Origin of the sequence: Streptomyces griseiscabiei (genome assembly GCF_020010925.1) — a bacterium.
GTDB classification, from domain to species: domain Bacteria; phylum Actinomycetota; class Actinomycetes; order Streptomycetales; family Streptomycetaceae; genus Streptomyces; species Streptomyces griseiscabiei.
Genome location: NZ_JAGJBZ010000002.1, coordinates 3,141,536 through 3,156,963, shown reverse-complemented (window position 1 = coordinate 3,156,963; position 15,428 = coordinate 3,141,536). Strand labels below are relative to the sequence as shown.

Annotated in this window: 14 protein-coding genes; 4 read left to right on the top strand and 10 right to left on the bottom strand. The window is 72.2% G+C overall.

Annotation, left to right across the window (positions count from 1 at the left end; all coding sequences use genetic code 11):
* Positions 1 to 36 precede the first annotated feature (36 nt).
* The 3 genes from J8M51_RS30965 (at position 37) to J8M51_RS30955 (ending at position 3,917) form a co-directional block, all read left to right on the top strand.
* Positions 37 to 1,623: an oxidoreductase gene (locus J8M51_RS30965; protein WP_086759035.1), complete on the top strand. Its 1,587-nt coding sequence runs from the start codon at positions 37 to 39 to the stop codon at positions 1,621 to 1,623.
* Positions 1,624 to 1,804: 181 nt separating this feature from the next.
* Positions 1,805 to 3,217, top strand: a complete 1,413-nt coding sequence (locus tag J8M51_RS30960) for an FAD-dependent oxidoreductase (protein WP_086759036.1) — start codon at positions 1,805 to 1,807, stop codon at positions 3,215 to 3,217.
* 46 nt (positions 3,218 to 3,263) lie between these two features.
* On the top strand, positions 3,264 to 3,917 hold the full coding sequence (locus J8M51_RS30955; protein WP_086759038.1) for a hypothetical protein: 654 nt from the start codon (positions 3,264 to 3,266) through the stop codon (positions 3,915 to 3,917).
* A 27-nt stretch (positions 3,918 to 3,944) separates the two neighbouring features.
* On the opposite strand, the gene J8M51_RS30950 is transcribed toward J8M51_RS30955, so the two are convergent.
* From J8M51_RS30950 to glyA, 6 genes are all read right to left on the bottom strand, one after another.
* A complete protein-coding gene (locus J8M51_RS30950) occupies positions 3,945 to 5,063 on the bottom strand; it encodes a beta propeller repeat protein (protein WP_086759039.1) in 1,119 nt (372 codons plus the stop codon).
* A gap of 141 nt (positions 5,064 to 5,204) precedes the next feature.
* Positions 5,205 to 5,864, bottom strand: a complete 660-nt coding sequence (locus tag J8M51_RS30945; protein ID WP_086759041.1) for a sarcosine oxidase subunit gamma — start codon at positions 5,862 to 5,864, stop codon at positions 5,205 to 5,207.
* On the bottom strand, positions 5,857 to 8,757 hold the full coding sequence (locus tag J8M51_RS30940; protein WP_086759042.1) for a sarcosine oxidase subunit alpha family protein: 2,901 nt from the start codon (positions 8,755 to 8,757) through the stop codon (positions 5,857 to 5,859). Before J8M51_RS30940 ends, J8M51_RS30945 begins: the two co-directional genes overlap by 8 nt.
* Positions 8,754 to 9,050 (bottom strand): sarcosine oxidase subunit delta, encoded by a 297-nt coding sequence (locus J8M51_RS30935; protein ID WP_086759044.1) that lies wholly within the window; start codon positions 9,048 to 9,050, stop codon positions 8,754 to 8,756. The genes J8M51_RS30940 and J8M51_RS30935 overlap by 4 nt, the downstream gene beginning before the upstream one ends.
* A 17-nt stretch (positions 9,051 to 9,067) precedes the next feature.
* The gene (locus J8M51_RS30930; RefSeq protein ID WP_086759047.1) at positions 9,068 to 10,288 is read right to left on the bottom strand and encodes a sarcosine oxidase subunit beta family protein; all 1,221 of its coding nucleotides are present in this window, start codon (positions 10,286 to 10,288) and stop codon (positions 9,068 to 9,070) included.
* Complete coding sequence (glyA, locus tag J8M51_RS30925) at positions 10,285 to 11,637, bottom strand: serine hydroxymethyltransferase (RefSeq protein WP_267299616.1); 1,353 nt, start codon at positions 11,635 to 11,637, stop codon at positions 10,285 to 10,287. The genes J8M51_RS30930 and glyA overlap by 4 nt, the downstream gene beginning before the upstream one ends.
* A 96-nt stretch (positions 11,638 to 11,733) precedes the next feature.
* On the opposite strand from glyA, the gene J8M51_RS30920 reads away from it, so the two are divergent.
* Positions 11,734 to 12,399, top strand: coding sequence for a GntR family transcriptional regulator (locus J8M51_RS30920; protein ID WP_267299615.1), 666 nt, complete (start codon positions 11,734 to 11,736; stop codon positions 12,397 to 12,399).
* 50 nt (positions 12,400 to 12,449) lie between these two features.
* On the opposite strand, the gene J8M51_RS30915 is transcribed toward J8M51_RS30920, so the two are convergent.
* The 4 genes from J8M51_RS30915 to J8M51_RS30900 all read right to left on the bottom strand — a co-directional run bounded on the left by J8M51_RS30915 (position 12,450) and on the right by J8M51_RS30900 (position 15,427).
* On the bottom strand, positions 12,450 to 13,379 hold the full coding sequence (locus tag J8M51_RS30915) for a sensor histidine kinase (protein ID WP_086760996.1): 930 nt from the start codon (positions 13,377 to 13,379) through the stop codon (positions 12,450 to 12,452).
* The gene (locus tag J8M51_RS30910) at positions 13,376 to 13,729 is read right to left on the bottom strand and encodes an STAS domain-containing protein (RefSeq protein ID WP_107473814.1); all 354 of its coding nucleotides are present in this window, start codon (positions 13,727 to 13,729) and stop codon (positions 13,376 to 13,378) included. The genes J8M51_RS30915 and J8M51_RS30910 overlap by 4 nt, the downstream gene beginning before the upstream one ends.
* 63 nt (positions 13,730 to 13,792) lie before the next feature.
* Positions 13,793 to 14,209, bottom strand: coding sequence for an ATP-binding protein (locus J8M51_RS30905; RefSeq protein WP_086760993.1), 417 nt, complete (start codon positions 14,207 to 14,209; stop codon positions 13,793 to 13,795).
* Positions 14,210 to 14,305: 96 nt separating this feature from the next.
* Positions 14,306 to 15,427 (bottom strand): lipid II:glycine glycyltransferase FemX, encoded by a 1,122-nt coding sequence (locus J8M51_RS30900; RefSeq protein WP_267299614.1) that lies wholly within the window; start codon positions 15,425 to 15,427, stop codon positions 14,306 to 14,308.
* Position 15,428 lies beyond the last annotated feature (1 nt).

The following is a 15,428-nucleotide window of genomic DNA, read 5'->3' as shown; positions in this document are numbered from 1 at the left end:
GTTCCGCGTGGGCCGGGGCCTGGATGATCGTCGATCATGCGTGTCGACGAACTCAACGCCGGTGAACGTCAGTTGTGGCACTCCTTCGCCCGGGGAGGCACTGTCGACGTCCGCCACGGCCCACGGGCGGAGGACACCGCCGTACGGGCCGAGGTCGTCGCGGCGCTGCTGCTGGGCGCCGGCGCCGAACCCGCCCCCGGTGACCGCCCGGCACTGCGGCTGACGGGCGCGCGTATCACCGGCAGGCTGGATCTGGGCTTCGCCGAGATCCCCGTACCGGTCGCCCTGGACGCGTGCAGCTTCGACGAGGCACCGTCGCTCCGGGGCGCCAGAGTCCGGGAGTTGGCCCTCACCGGATGTTCCCTCCCGGGTCTCGCGGCCGACACGGCCCAGATCGACGGCCGGCTGGTCCTCTCCCACTGCCGGCTGACCGGGCCCCTCGTCCTCACCCGTGCCCAGATCCACAGCGATCTGGATCTCCGCCACACCGTGATCACCGCGCCCGGGACCGAGGCGATCTCCGCCGTCCACCTCGTCGCGGGCGGGGACGTGCTGTGCACCGGCCTGACCGTCCGGGGCACGTTCCGCTGCTCGGGCGCCACCATCGCCGGCGAGTTCGATCTGGAGGGCGCCGCCCTGCACCATCCCGGCGGCCACGCCCTGGACGCCTACCACGTCCAGGTCACCGAGGACCTCACCTTCCACCCGGGCTTCAGCTCCGAGGGCCGGATCATCCTCTCCGGTGCCACGGTCGGGGCGGCGATCGGCTTCTGCGGGGCCCGGCTGAGCAACCCCGGCGACGTCGCGCTGGAGGCGGTGGACGTGACCGTGGCCCGCAACTTCGATCTCGGCCGGGGGCTCCACGTCGACGGCGGCATCACCCTCGACGGCAGCAGCGTCGGCACACGGCTCAGCTTCCACGACACCACGCTGACGAACCCCGGCGGCACCGCCCTGTCCCTGCGGCTGGCCCAGGCCCGGGAGACCGATCTGCGCACCCGGCAACCGATCGACGGCACCGTCGACGCGGGCGGCGCCCGGCTGGGCACCCTGTACGACGCCCCCGAGACCTGGCCCGCCGCCCTCCGGCTGGCCGACACCACCTACGACGCCCTCGCCACGTCCCTGCCGGCCGCCGAGCGGCTGGACTGGCTCCGGCGCGGCGCCGACACCTACCTGCCCCAGCCGTACGAGCAGCTCGCGGCCACCTACCGACGGCTGGGGCACGAGGACGAGGCCCGTACGGTACTGCTCGCCAAACAGCGCCATCACCGTGCCTCGCTCCCCCCGTACACCCGTGTCTGGGGCTACGTCCAGGACGCGACCGTCGGCTACGGCTACCGGCCGCTCCGTGCCGGCCTGTGGCTCGCGGCGATGCTCGCCTGCGGCGCGCTCTTCTTCGCGGCCCACCCTCCGGCGCCTCTCGAAGCGGCGAAGGCGCCGCCGTTCAACGCCTTCGTCTACACCCTCGACCTCCTCATCCCGATCCCCGCCTTCGGCCAGGACCTCGCCTTCGCCCCACGCGGCCCCGCCCAATGGCTCGCCCACGCCCTCACCGCCGCCGGCTGGATCCTGGCCACGACCACCGCCGCCGGAGTCACCCGGGCGATCAACCGCCAGTGACGAAGTCTCCGGAGATCTACATAAGTGAATTCACTTCACTAGAGCGATTCCCGCCCGAGGGTGGCGCTCCTCCTCGCCATCCGGCAACCTGGTAGGCCCATGGCGAGCGCGACGCGACCTCGCGACGACTTCTGAGCACAAGATGAAGTCACCTCAGGTATGAGGAAGGAGCCGGACGCGGATGCCGAATCAAGAGGCGGTCGATCTGCTCGTCGTCGGAGCGGGGATGGCGGGGCTGACCGCGGGCGCGCGAGCCGCGTGGGAGGGGCTGTCCGTCGTGGTCACCGAGATCGCCGACGACGTCGGGGGATCGGCACGGTACGCCGGCTACGCCTGGACCGCCCCGAGCCACGAGGTCATGGAGCGGCACAACCCCCGCGGCGAGACCTCGCTCAAGCGCGCTCTCGTGGACCGCTTCGCGGACGGCGTCTCCTGGATCAGGAGCACGGGGGTCGACGTCAAGGACGCTCAGCCCGTCCTCGGCTTCGGCCGTGGGCATCAGTTCGACACCAACCACTACGTGGACACATGCCGCCGTATCGTCGTCGCGGCGGGGGGCGAGGTCCTGACGCACACCGACACCGAGCGGCTCCTGATCGAGAACGGGGCCGTGACCGGGGCGGAGTTGGTCACCGGTGACGGGACACGACGTACCGTACGCGCCGCCTCGACACTGCTGGCGACCGGCGGCTTCCAGGGCGACGCGGAACTCCGCGACAAGTTCGTCCATCCCCACGCCGGCCGTATGCTGCTGCGCTCCAACCCGTACAGCCGCGGCGCCGGATACCGTCTGGCGGCCTCCGCCGGAGCGGCGTCCGGGCACACCGGGGCCGGCTTCTACGGGCATCTCGTGCCGAGCGGCGTCCCGTTCGCTGACCCCTCCGACTTCGTCGACCTCTCGCTCTACTACAGCGAGCACGCGCTGCTGCTGAACCTGCGCGGTGAGCGGTTCACCGACGAGACGCTGGGCGACCATCTCACGACGATGGCACTGCTGGAACAGCCCGAGAGCCGAGGGCTCCTCGTCGCCGACTCCCGGGTCTTCCGCGACTGGGTCGTGGGGGCGTACGTGGAGGGCGCGGTCGCCGTCGACAAGTTCGCGCTGGCCACCCGGCGGGGCGGACGGACCGGCTTCGCGGAGAGCCTCGACGAGTTCGACCATCTTCCCGAGGAGTGGGGCTACGACGGACCGGCCGTCCGCGCGGCGGTCGCCGAGTTCAACGCGAAGGCGGCGGCGGGCCGGGCCCCGACCCCGGGCCGGCAGCTGGACCGGGCGCCGCTCGACCAGCCGCCCTACTACGTGATCGAGGCGGTGCCCGCCCTCACCTTCCCGTTCCACGGGGTGCTCGTAGACGACCGGGCGCGTGTCCTGGCCGAGGACGGACACCCCGTCGCGGGACTCCTCGCGGCCGGCTCGGACACCGGCGGCCTCTGGCACCGGGCGTACGCCGGCGGCATCGCGTCGGCCCTCGTCTTCGGACTCACCGCGGCCGAGACGGCGGCCCGTACCGCGCCGGAACAGAGACAGACGCAGGCGCGGGCTCGCGTCGGTGGTCATGCCGCACATTCCGCCCACGTGCCGACGCGTCCGTGAGAGTGTTGCGTCGATCATGATCGGCGTGGAGCCCGGAGGGCAAGCAATGACCATCAACCGACCCGGACTGCCCGGGGACCTGCCGCCGGCGGAGGTGCTGTGGGCGCGCTGGGCGCTCGTCGCCGTACTGGAGGCCACCACGGCGGCCGAGCGGGTGGGCCGTCACCGCACGGGAACCTGGGTGGACGACCAGGGGCTCCATCTGGACGACTCCGGCAGTACCTGGTGGGGCTTCGCACGGCGGGGCGAGGGCCGGTACGTGCTCTTCGGCGAGGACGAGTCGAGCGGCGTCAAGTGGCACAACCCGCCGGTCGACATGCTCGCGGGCGCCCCCGACTGGCTTCCCCACGAGCGGCTGCGGGACCTGCTGGGCGGCGATGAACTGGGCTGCGTCTACTGGTACGAGAACGGCATCTGGGCCAGGGCCCCGTACCCGGCGTCCCTGGACGACGACGGACTCGACTGCGGAATGAGCCGCTTCGTCGACAGGAAGGACGTGCTGAGGACCGTCGCCGACGAGGACCACGGCGCCATGACGACCCACGACGCCGAAACCCTGCTCGGCCGTGCCGAGGCCCACCGGCTGCCGTCGGCCCTCCTGTTGTCCCTGCTCAGCGGACCCGACGGGCTCGACGGGCGAGAGCCGGACCGGCCCGCGATGACCCGAGCGCTGGAACTCGCGGGCCTGGACCGGGCGTAGCCGCCCCGGCGGACGGCTCTCGCCGCGTCACTCGTGGCGTTCCCACGTCTGGCCGCCGTCCTCGGAGATCCACAGCCCTTCGCCCTTCACGAGGTCGTACGTCGATGTCGTCGCGTCGGCGATGCCGTAGAGCGTGGTGCCTTCGACGGTGAACGACGTGAAGGTCGCCGGTGTCTCGAACTCGTGGAAGGTCTGGTTGGTGGGGTCGTCGGCGAGCCAGTAGCGGCCTCCCTCCTCTCCGACGAGGAGCCGCCCGTCCGTGAACACCTCCAGGATCAGCAGGTCGGCGCCACGGTTCAGACTCTCCCAGGGAATGCCGCCGTCCACGACCGTGCGCCAGGACTCACCGTCGTCCGTCGTCACCAGCAGACCGCGCACGCCGTCGTCCGTGCTGAGGGACAGGGCTGCGGTGCCCTCCCGGGCGGTGAGACCGTCGCCCGAGTACGTCTTCGGGACGGTCCTGGACCCGAGGGTGCGCCCGTCGCGCCGCCAGACGACACGGTTGGGCTCGTCGGTGAGGGGCTGCTCCAGGCTCCAGACCGTGCCCCGTTCGTCGACGGCGAGGCCGACCACGTCCTCGGCGATGTCGGCCGGGGGCGCGAGGGTGCGCGTGGCGGGGCGGTAGACGAGGGCCGGTTCGCGGTCGGAGAGCAGGATGTCGCCGGCCCGGACACGCGCCGGGGTCTCGGCGATGGCGACCGTGTGCCGCTTGCCGCGCACGTCGAGTCCGGTCCCCTCCTCCGGCGGCACACCGACGAAGCCCCCGGGCACCCCCTTGTACGCGGCCCGTACGTCCTCCGCGTTCGCGTGTTCCGCGTGCTCGGCGACCGTGCGGCCGTCGGGGCCGAGGATGCGCCAGGCGCGGGCTGCGGGCCCCTCGTCGTCCTCGACATTGCCGGCGTCGTACGTCAGCAGGAGCGAGCCGTCGTCCGCGCGGGACACGCCGGTCGGCGCGCCGGCCATCTCGATGACGTCGGCGGGACTCGGGCGGGGGTCCTCGATGACCCGCTTGTACTTCTCCTCACGGCTCTCGGGGCCCTTCTCGGCGGAGGCGCTCTGACCGCAGGCGCTCAGCGCCACCGCCATCGCGCCCGCGACCGCCGCGAGTCCGGCCGCCCGCCGCCCGCGTTCCCTCAACCGCCCCATAGCCACCTCATAGCCGCATCCTGTCCCGGGGCGCCGGCCGGCCTGGCGGCAGCTCGCGCCCCGGGCCTTCGAACTGTGCGGCCGATCATGCCAGTCGCGGGGGCATCGTCCACACCGTCCGCCTGTCCGGCCGACCGTCCGTCAGGGGACCTCGGCGCCGCCGTACTCGCTCATCGCGTCGATGAGCCAGCGGGCCAGGTAGTCCGCGAAGGAGGACCGGGGGAAGAGACGGTACGTCGGGGTGTCGTCGACCTGCCAGAGGAGTACGGCGACGGGGCCGACCGTGGTCGAGACCGCCTGGCCCGGGGCGAAGGCACGGGGGTGGAGGTCGAGCGGGCAGCCCTTCTCCAGGACCTCGCGGGCGGCCGGACCGGTCAGCTCCAGGGTGGTGCGGTTGGCCGAGACGTCGACGACCGAGCCCGGGGTGTCCGCGAGCGCCTCCCGCAACTCGGCGGCCACCGTGCCCGCTTCGGTGTGGGAGAGCACGAGCCATTCGTCGGGGCCGAGCCACACAACCGTACGGCTGCCCGAAGTGGAGGTCTGCCCGCAGCGCGCCGGGAGCGGCACCCCCAGGGTCTTCGCGATCCGGTCGGCCGCCTCGGACTCGGGGTCGACCCGCAGGTTCACCATGCCGAGGCACGGCCACTCGGTCAGCTCGACCCCTCGGGCGCCGTCCACGGTGGCGGAGCGCATCCGCTCCTCCAGGTGGGCCAGCGGGCTGTTGCGCAGCGCCACCGGCCCGGATACCGCGCCCATGTCCGTGCCCATGCCCGCACCCGCCTCGATCGTCGGCTCAGCCATCTCGCTTGGTCCCTTCGGGGTCGTAGAGGACGAAGTCGGCCACCTCGACCGGCACCAGGCTGTCGCCCACCGGGGCGAGGAGGGTCTCGCCGATCCTGGCCCGCCCGTCGGCGACGAGGGCGAGGGCGAAGGGGCGGCCGAGGGCCGGGCTGTGGTAGCTGGAGGTGACGTGGCCGAGCATCGGAACCGGGACGGTCTCCAACGAGACGTCCGTTGCTACGAGTTGGGTGCCTTCCGGCAGCCGGGTCGTGCGGTCGGCCGGCAGCAGGCCGACCAGTTGCTTGCGGTCGGTGCGGGAGGTGTCGGCGCGGGCGAAGGACCGCTTCCCGATGAACTCCTTCTGCTTCGACACCACCCAGGACATGCCCGCGTCCTGCGGGGTGACGGTGCCGTCGGTGTCCTGCCCGACGATGATGTACCCCTTCTCGGCCCGCAGGACGTGCATGGTCTCGGTGCCGTACGGGGTGATGTCGTACGGCCGGCCGATCGCGTACACCTCCTCCCAGACCGCCAGGCCGTACCACGCCGAGACGTTGATCTCGTAGGCGAGTTCGCCGGAGAAGGAGATACGGCAGATCCGGGCGGGGATGCCGGAGGCGAGGGTGGTCTCGCGGAAGGACATGAACGGGAAGGCGTCGTTGGACAGGTCGACGTCCGGTGCCAGATGGGCCACCACCTCGCGCGACTGCGGGCCGACGACCGCGATCGTCGCCCACTGCTCGGTGACCGAGGTGCAGTGGACGTCGAGTTCGGGCCACTCGGTCTGCAGCCACTCCTCCAGCCAGTCCAGGACGTTCGCGGCGCCGCCGGTCGTGGTGGTCATGAAGTAGCGGTTGTCGTCGAGGCGCAGGGTCACACCGTCGTCGAAGATCATGCCGTCGGGCTTGCACATGACGCCGTAGCGGGCGAGTCCCGGCTTGAGCTTCTTGAAGGCGTTGGTGTAGATCCGGTTGAGGAACTCGCCGGCGTCCGCGCCCCAGATCTCGATCTTGCCGAGGGTGGAGGCGTCCATGAACGCCACCCCCTCGCGGGCCGCGCGGCACTCGCGGGCCACGGCGGTGTCCATGTCCTCACCGGCCCGGGGGTAGTACCAGGGCCGCTTCCACTGCCCGACGTCCTCGAACTCGGCGCCCTGGGCGACATGCCAGCCGTGGATGGAGGTGGTCCGCTCGGGGTCGAACAGGTCGCCGCGTTCCCGCCCGGCGAGGGCGGTGAAGGCCACCGGGGTGTAGGGCGCCCGGTAGGCCGTGGTGCCGATCTCGCCCGGGGAGGCGCCCGCGCCGAGGGCCTCGGCGATCACCCCGATCGCGTTGACACCGGAGGTCTTGCCCTGGTCGTTGGCGGTGCCGAGCGAGGTGTAGCGCTTGACGTGCTCGACGCCGCGCATGCCCGCGCCGGTCGAGCGCCACACGTCGGCGACGGTGACATCGCGCTGCAGGTCGACGAAGTGGGTGTCCCAGCCGCCGGGTTCGCCGTCGGCGCCGGGCACCAGCCACAGGGCTCGCGCCTCGGGCCGGGTCTCCTCGGCCGGTGTCTCCTGGGGCGCGAGCGTGGGCACCGGCACCGGGAACCCGGCGTCCGTGGCGGCCCGCGCACCGGCGTGCGCGCCCTCGCCGAGGCAGCCGTCGAGGCCGTACGTCCCGCGCGCCGCGCCCACGACCAGCTGGTCCCGTACGGTGCCGTCGGGGACGAACGCCACGAGCCCGGAGTCCCAGCGGAGCTTGCCCTGGCGCTGGCTGTGCAGATGCACCACCGGGCTCCAGCCGCCCGAGACGGCGAGCAGGTCGCAGGCGAACGACTGCGGTTCGCCGCCCAGTTCGCCGTGCCCGTCGAGAGCCCGGACGGTGACTCCGGTGAGTCGGCCGTCCCCGTCCGTGCCGACGACCGTGCTGCCCGTCAGCACCCGTACCCCGGTCGCCACGGCGGTCTCGGCGGCGCGGTGGGACAGTTCGGGGCGGGCGTCCACGACGGCGGCGATGTCGATGCCGGCGGCGTGGAGGTCGGCGACGGTGTCGTAGGCGCTGTCGTTGGTGGTGCTCACCACGGCGCGTGAGCCGGGGGCCACGGCGTACCGGTTGAGGTAGGAGCGCACGGCGGCGGCGAGCAGCACGCCGGGGCGGTCGTTGCCGGCGAAGACCAGCGGGCGTTCGTGCGCGCCGGTGGCCAGGACCACCTGGCGGGCGCGGATGTGCCACAGCCGCTGGCGCGAGACACCCGAGGACGCCTCGGGGGCGTCGGCGCCGAGATGGTCGGTGCGCCGCTGGAGGGCCAGCAGGTAGTTGTCGTCGTACGAGCCGAACGCGGTGGTGCGGGGCAGGACCACGACCTCGGGGGCGGCGTCGAGGGCCGCGCGCACCTCGGCGACCCATTCCAGGGCGCTCTGGCCGCCGACCCGCTCGGTGCGTCCGGAGAGCAGTGATCCGCCGGGCTCGGGCTGGTCGTCGACGAGGATCACCCGGGCGCCGGAGCCCGCGGCGGCGGCCGCCGCGGCGAGTCCGGCGGGTCCGGCGCCGACGACGAGGACGTCGGTGTGGACGTACTTCTTGTCGTAGACGGCGGGGTCGGGGGTCGCGTCGAGGCGGCCCATCCCGGAGACCGTGGTGGCGGACAGACCGTCGTACAGCTCGACGGTGGTGGCCGGGAGCATGCCCTCCGAGCACGGACCGTCGATCTGCAGCAGGGCGTTGGGCTCCTCGACACCGGCGGCGACGATACCGCGCGGTCGGCCCCGGTAGAGCGACGGGGCGACCTCGACGACGCCGTTGGCGAGCATCGCCGAGGCGACGGTGTCGCCGGGGTGGCCGGTCAGTTCCCGTCCGTCGACGGTGAACCGCAGCACGGTGCCGCGGTCGACGCGACCGCCCTGCCGGAGCCGGAAGTGCTGGTCGGTCATCGGTTCCCTCCGGCCTGGGGCAGTGCGGGGCGGGGCTCGTCGAGCCGGTAGGTGGACAGGACCTCGTAACTGACGGTGTCGCGCAGCACGTTGAACCAGCGGCGGCAGCCGGTGCCGTGCATCCACCGCTCGGCGAAGGGGCCCTTGGGGTTGTCGCGGTAGAAGACGTACTCGGCCCACTGCTCGTCGGTGAGGTCGGCGGGGTTCTCGGGGTAGGGGACGTGGGCCTGGCCGCCGTAGTGGTACTCGGTCTCGTTCCGCGGCCCGCACCATGGGCAGGTGATCAGCAGCACGGTGTTCTCCTCGTCCGTCAGTGGGCCACGGCCGCGGCGCCGTGTTCGTCGATCAGCGCGCCCGTCGCGAAGCGTTCGAGCGCGAAGGGGGCGTTCAGCGGGTGCGGTGCGCCGGTGGCGATGGTGTGGGCGAAGGCCCAGCCGGCGGCCGGGGTCGCCTTGAAACCGCCGGTCCCCCAGCCGCAGTTGACGTACAGGTTCGCGACAGGGGTGGTGCCGATGATCGGGGAGGCGTCCGGGCTGACGTCGACGATGCCGCCCCAGGTCCGCAGCACATGGGCGCGGGCGAAGACGGGGAACAGCTCCACGGCGGCGGCCATCTGCTGCTCGATGACATGGAACGAGCCGCGCTGGCCGTAGCCGTTGTACGCGTCCACGCCCGCGCCCATGACCAGTTCGCCCTTGTGGGCCTGCGAGACGTAGACGTGCACATGGTTCGACATGACGACCGTGGGGTGCACCGGTTCGTGCAGTTCGGAGACCAGCGCCTGCAGCGGATGCGACTGCACCGGCAGCCGTACGCCCGCCCGCTCGGCCAGCACGCTGCTGTGCCCGGCGGCGGCGAGACCGACGCGGCCGGCGTGGATGCGGCCCCGGTTGGTGTCGACGCCCACGACCCGGTCGCCGTCCTTGAGGAAGCCGGTGACCTCGCAGCCCTGGATCAGGTCCACGCCCATCTCGTCGGCGCGGCGGGCCAGCGCCCAGGCGACGTGGTCGTGCTTGGCGATGCCGGCGCGCGGCTGGAAGGTGCCGCCGAGCACCGGATACCGGGTGCGGGACGACAGGTTGAGGATGGGGCAGACCTTGGCGATCTCGTCCGGCTCCAGCCACTCGGCGTCGACGCCGTTGAGCTTGTTGGCGTTGACCCGGCGTACGCCCTCGCGGACGTCCTGGAGGGTGTGCGCGAGGTTGAGGACACCGCGCTGGCTGAACAGGAAGTCGTAGTCCAGCTCCTCGGGCAGCCGCTCCCACAGCTTGAGCGCGTACTCGTAGATCGCCGCGCTCTCGTCCCAGAGGTAGTTGGAGCGGATGATCGTGGTGTTGCGGGCCATGTTGCCGCCCGCGAGCCAGCCCTTCTCCAGCACGGCGACGTTGGTGATGCCGTGGTTCTTGGCGAGGTAGTAGGCGGTGGCCAGGCCGTGGCCGCCCGCGCCGACGATGACGACGTCGTAGGAGGAGCGCGGCTCGGGGTTGCGCCAGAGCCAGTCCGGGTGCTCCGGCAGCGCCGTGCTGGTCATGCAGCGTCTCCGTTCGCGTGGGACGGGTCGGACAGGTCGGACGGGTGAGGCAGGTGCGGGTAGAGCGGGAAGGCGGAGGCGAGCTTCTCGACCCGGTCGCGCAGCAGGCCCGCGCGCTCGTCGCCGAGTACCTCCTCCTTCAGCGCCTGGGCGATGATGTCGGCGACCTCCCGGAACTCCGTCTCGCCGAAGCCCCGGGTGGCCAGCGCGGGCGTACCGATCCTGAGGCCCGAGGAGATCATCGGCGGGCGCGGGTCGAACGGCACCGCGTTGCGGTTGACGGTGATGCCGACGCGGTGCAGCCGGTCCTCGGCCTGCTTCCCGTCGAGCGCCGACCTCCTCAGGTCGACGAGGACCAGATGGACCTCGGTGCCGCCGGTCAGCACGGTGATCCCGGCCTCGGCGACGTCGTCGGCCAGCAGCCGTCCGGCGAGGATGCGGGCGCCGTTGAGGGTGCGCTGCTGGCGCTCCTTGAAGTCGGGGCTCGCCGCCACCTTGAAGGCCACCGCCTTGGCCGCGATGACATGCTCCAGCGGGCCGCCCTGCTGGCCGGGGAAGACCGCCGAGTTGATCTTCTTGGCGAGGGCGGCGCGGCTGAGGATCACGCCGCCGCGCGGGCCGCCGAGGGTCTTGTGGGTGGTGGTCGTGACGACGTCGGCGTAGGGCACGGGGTTCGGGTGGAGGCCTGCGGCCACCAGCCCGGTGAAGTGCGCCATGTCCACCATCAGGTAGGCGCCGACCGCGTCGGCGATCCGCCGGAACTCGGCGAAGTCCAGCCGCCGGGGGTAGGCGGACCAGCCCGCGACGATCATCTTCGGCCGGTGGGCGAGGGCCAGCTGCTCGACCTCGTCCATGTCGACGCGCATGTCGGACTCGTGCACGTGGTACGGCAGGACGTTGTAGAGCTTGCCGGAGTAGTTGATGCGCATGCCGTGGGTCAGATGGCCGCCGTGCGCGAGGTCGAGGCCGAGGATCGTGTCACCGGGGTCCAGCAGCGCGAACATGGCGGCGGCGTTGGCCTGGGCGCCCGAGTGCGGCTGGACGTTCGCGGCCTCGGCGCCGAAGAGCTCCTTCACCCGGTCGATGGCGATCTGCTCGGTGACGTCGACGTGCTCGCAGCCGCCGTAGTAGCGGCGGCCGGGGTAGCCCTCGGCGTACTTGTTGGTCAGGACCGAGCCCTGGGCCTCCATGACCGCGGCCGGGGCGAAGTTCTCCGAGGCGATCATTTCGAGCGTGGACTGCTGGCGGCGCAGTTCGGCGTCGACCGCGGTGGCGATCTCCGGGTCGAGCGTGCCGAGCGGGAGGGACAGGGTGGGGGCGACCGTGGTGGTGGACGGGGTGGTTGCCATCTGCACACCATTCTGAGAGCCGACTAATGAACCACTGATATATCAACCTGTGCGGTAAGGTATGGGAGCTTGCGGGACAGGTCAAGGGGGCGTTGAATGCAGCAGCCGGCGACAGAGCGCGAGGGTGCGGAGCCGTCCCTCGCCGAGCGGGCCTACCACGTCATCCGCGACCGGCTCGTCATGCTGGAGATCCGGCCGGGCGCGCCGATCAACGAGGAGCAGCTGGGTCAGTCCCTCGGCGTCGGACGCACCCCCGTGCGCGAGGCGCTCAAGCGGCTCCAGTACGAGCGCCTCGTGGCCACCTACCCCCGGCGCGGCACCTTCGCCACCGATGTCCACATCACCGACCTCGCCCATATCTCGGAGGTCCGCCAGGAGCTGGAGCCCCTGGCCGCCGCCCAGGCCGCGCGACGGGCCACGGCCACGGACCGTGCGGCTCTGGCGGCCCTGCGACGGCGGCTGGACGGCGCGGGCTCCCTGCACGAGGACGCCACCGGACTCATGCAGCTGGACCTCCAGGTGCACCGCGCCGTGTACGCCGCCACGCACAACCCGTACCTGGAGGACACCCTGGTCCGCCACGACAACCTCGCCACCCGCATCTGGTGTCTGTTCGTGGACCGGCTCCCCGACATGGCCGGGCACGTCGGGGAGCACGGTCCGCTGATCGAGGCGATCGTCGCGGGCGACGCCGACAAGGCGGCCCATCTCGCGCGCGGCCATGTCGTGGGCTTCGAGGAGGCCGTCCGCGCCGCGATCTGACGGCCCCGGAGCACGGGCGGTGCGGGCCGGGGGCCCGGGCCGTGGGGTGGTCAGAGGGGAAGGTAGAAGCGGACCGTGGTGCCGTCCTCGGCCGTGTGGAGGCGTACGAGGTCGGTGACGTAGTGGACGAGCAGCAGCCCGCGTCCGCCCAGCTGGTCGCGGGCCGGTGGCCGACGGCCGGCCAGCGGGTCGGTCAGCCGGCCCCGGTCGTGGACCTCGCAGACGATCTGCCCGCCCTCGGCCCAGATCCGCAGCGTGCCCGAACCACCGCCGTGCACCACGCTGTTGGTGGTCAGTTCCGCGACCGCCAGCGTCAGGTCCTGCACCCGGTCCCCGGCGATCCCGAGCCGCCCGGCCTCCCGCACCGCGAACGCGCGGGCGCCCGGCAGCGCCTGCGCGTCGAACGGCAGGGACGCGGCTCCGGGCGGGTGCGCGAGGGGCTGGTTGTAGCGGGCGACGACGTGCCCGGGATCGTAGGCGTCGCTGGCCCGCTCGACGCCGGTGTCGATGACGACGGGGTGCGTGGCATGGGCGTCGGCGAGCACCTCCGGCGCCAGGCCGTCCGCGTCGTAGGGGCACAGGATCGTCGCCTCCCGGCCCTGGAAGGCCGCGTTGATGAGGGCCTCGTGCTGGACGCACGCCGGATACTCGGCGGCCGAACGGCCGGCCCAGATCGGTTCCCCGATGATCCTCACGCGCTCGGCCGGATGGGCGTCGGCGAAGGCCCGCAGCACACCGGGGATGATCCGCCCCGGGTTGCGGCCGGCCCGGGTCATGTCGAGGAACTCGACTCCGGCGGCGTCCGCTCCCAGCGCCGACTCGATCAGTGCGAGCCGGGGGCCGGGGACCGCGACCGCGACGGCCTCGCCGGCGGCCAGCCCTTCCGCGAGGAACGGGACCGTGCCGGCCGTGTACTGCTCGTCGCCCCGGTAGAACAGGGCGGGGTGCGCGAAGGGTTCACCTCCGCCGGCCGTCCTCATCGCCCCGCCACCTCGATCGTCGTCAGGCCGGGCCAGAACAGGCCCAGGATGCGCGGCAGTTCCGGCGGCGGACGGTCCACCACGATACGGCCGGTGCCCAGGTGCTGGGCGGTGACCGCCAGCGCCGCCGCGCCGCCCACGTCGATGGACCGTACATCGGACAACTCCACGAAGGAGACGTCCGTGTGGGCGTCGGCCAGCTCCGCAAGGCCGCGTTCCCAGCGGGAGCGGGTGATCACGTTGATCTCTCCGGTGGCACGGATCCCGGGGCGCCCGGACAGGGCAAGGACCTCCAGCACCGCACCGCCGCGCGCCGCGGCCGTCCGCCCCGTGCCGTGGGAGACATCCACGGTCCCCTCCCCCGTCTCACCCGCCACCGGGCGTCATCGTAGCGTCCGCCCCTGCGGCAACGCTCAATCGCCGTCCGGTCGTTCGGTGCCGGCCGGACGGAAGCACGCCGACACCGTCTTGCCGTGCCGCTGCCCCTTCATCTCCAGCTCGTCGGCGAGCATCCGTACGATGCCCACCCCACGACCGGAGACCTCGCCCGGCTGCGGATGGCGCTGACGCGGCATGGTCGGGTCCTCGTCGTGGACGCTCACATGCAGGCAGTCGCCGTCCCAGGTGAGGATGAGACGCGCGTCGCTGTGCGCGTGCACATGCGCGTTGGTGAGCAGTTCGGACACCGCCAGCACGACGGCGTCCACCGTCTGGGGCTCGGCCGCGGTCCACGGAAGGGACTCCAGCTGCCGCCGCGTCCACCGCCGCCCGGCACTGATCCCGCCCGCCACGGGAAACGAATGCGCCCAGCCCATCGCCTTGATCGCCACCGACTTCCCCGTCCTGTCGTCCGATCCCGTTCGACACCTCGTACCCCTCGTGTGCCCGCGACCCGCGTTCGCAGACGTGTATGAGGCGGTGCGGTCTCAGCGGCGGGACACATAGAGGCCGAGGGCCCGGTGCAGCACCTTGTTGAGCGGGTAGTCCCACTCGCCGAGGTACTCCACCGCCCGGCCGCCGGTGCCGACCTTGAACCGGAGCAGTCCCAGCAGGTGGTTGTCCTCCTCCAGGGTGTCGGTGATGCCCCGGAAGTCGTAGACGCCCGCCCCGAGTTCATGGGCGTCGGACATCATCCGCCACTGGATGGCGTTGTTCGGCTGGACCTCGCGCCTACGGCTGGTCGAGGCGCCGTACGAGTACCAGACGTGCTCGCCGACGGTGAGCATCGTGGCGGCGGCGAGCACCTCGCCCTCGTGATGGGCGAGGTAGAGACGCATCCGGTCCTCGTCCTCGGCGCGCAGCGCGGTCCACATGCGCTGGAAGTAGGCCAGGGGGCGTGGGACGAACCGATCCCGTTCGGCGGTCTCGACGTAGATCTCGTGGAAGGCGGGCAGATCGTCGTAGCCGCCCTGGACCACTTTGACGCCGGCCTTCTCCGCCTTCTTGACGTTGCGCCGCCACTGCTGGTTGAGATCCCGGTGGATCTCCTCCAGGGTCCGCCCGGCGAAGGACACCTGGAACACATGGCGCGGCTGGCCCGCGGCGAAGCCGTCCTCACCACCGGGCTCGGTCCGCTGCCAGCCCGACCGACGCAGCCGGTCGGCGAGTTCGAGGGCCCACGGCTCGGTCTCGGTGGCCTCCACCTCGCGCAGCTTCCTGGCCCGCGGATCGGCGATCGCGGCCTTGACCGCCTCGGCGCTCCAGCGGCGGGTGACCACGGGTGGCCCCATCTTCACCGAGAACGCGCCCCGCGCTTTCAGATACGCGAGCATCGGCCGGAGCCATCGCTCGATGTCGGGGTCGGTCCAGTCGATGACCGGGCCCTCGGGCAGATAGGCGAGATACCGCTTCAGCTTCGGCAGTGGCCGCAGCAGGACCAGCGCCGCGCCGACGAGGCGGTCGTCCTCGTCGAACCAGCCGAGGCTCTCCGCCCGCCAGTCCGGCTTCACCTCTCCCCATGCGGGGATCTGCATATGGCTCACCGAGGGCCGGGCCGAGACGAAGGCCAGATGCTCCTCTCGGGTGATCGCCTTCAGGCGATGGCTCATG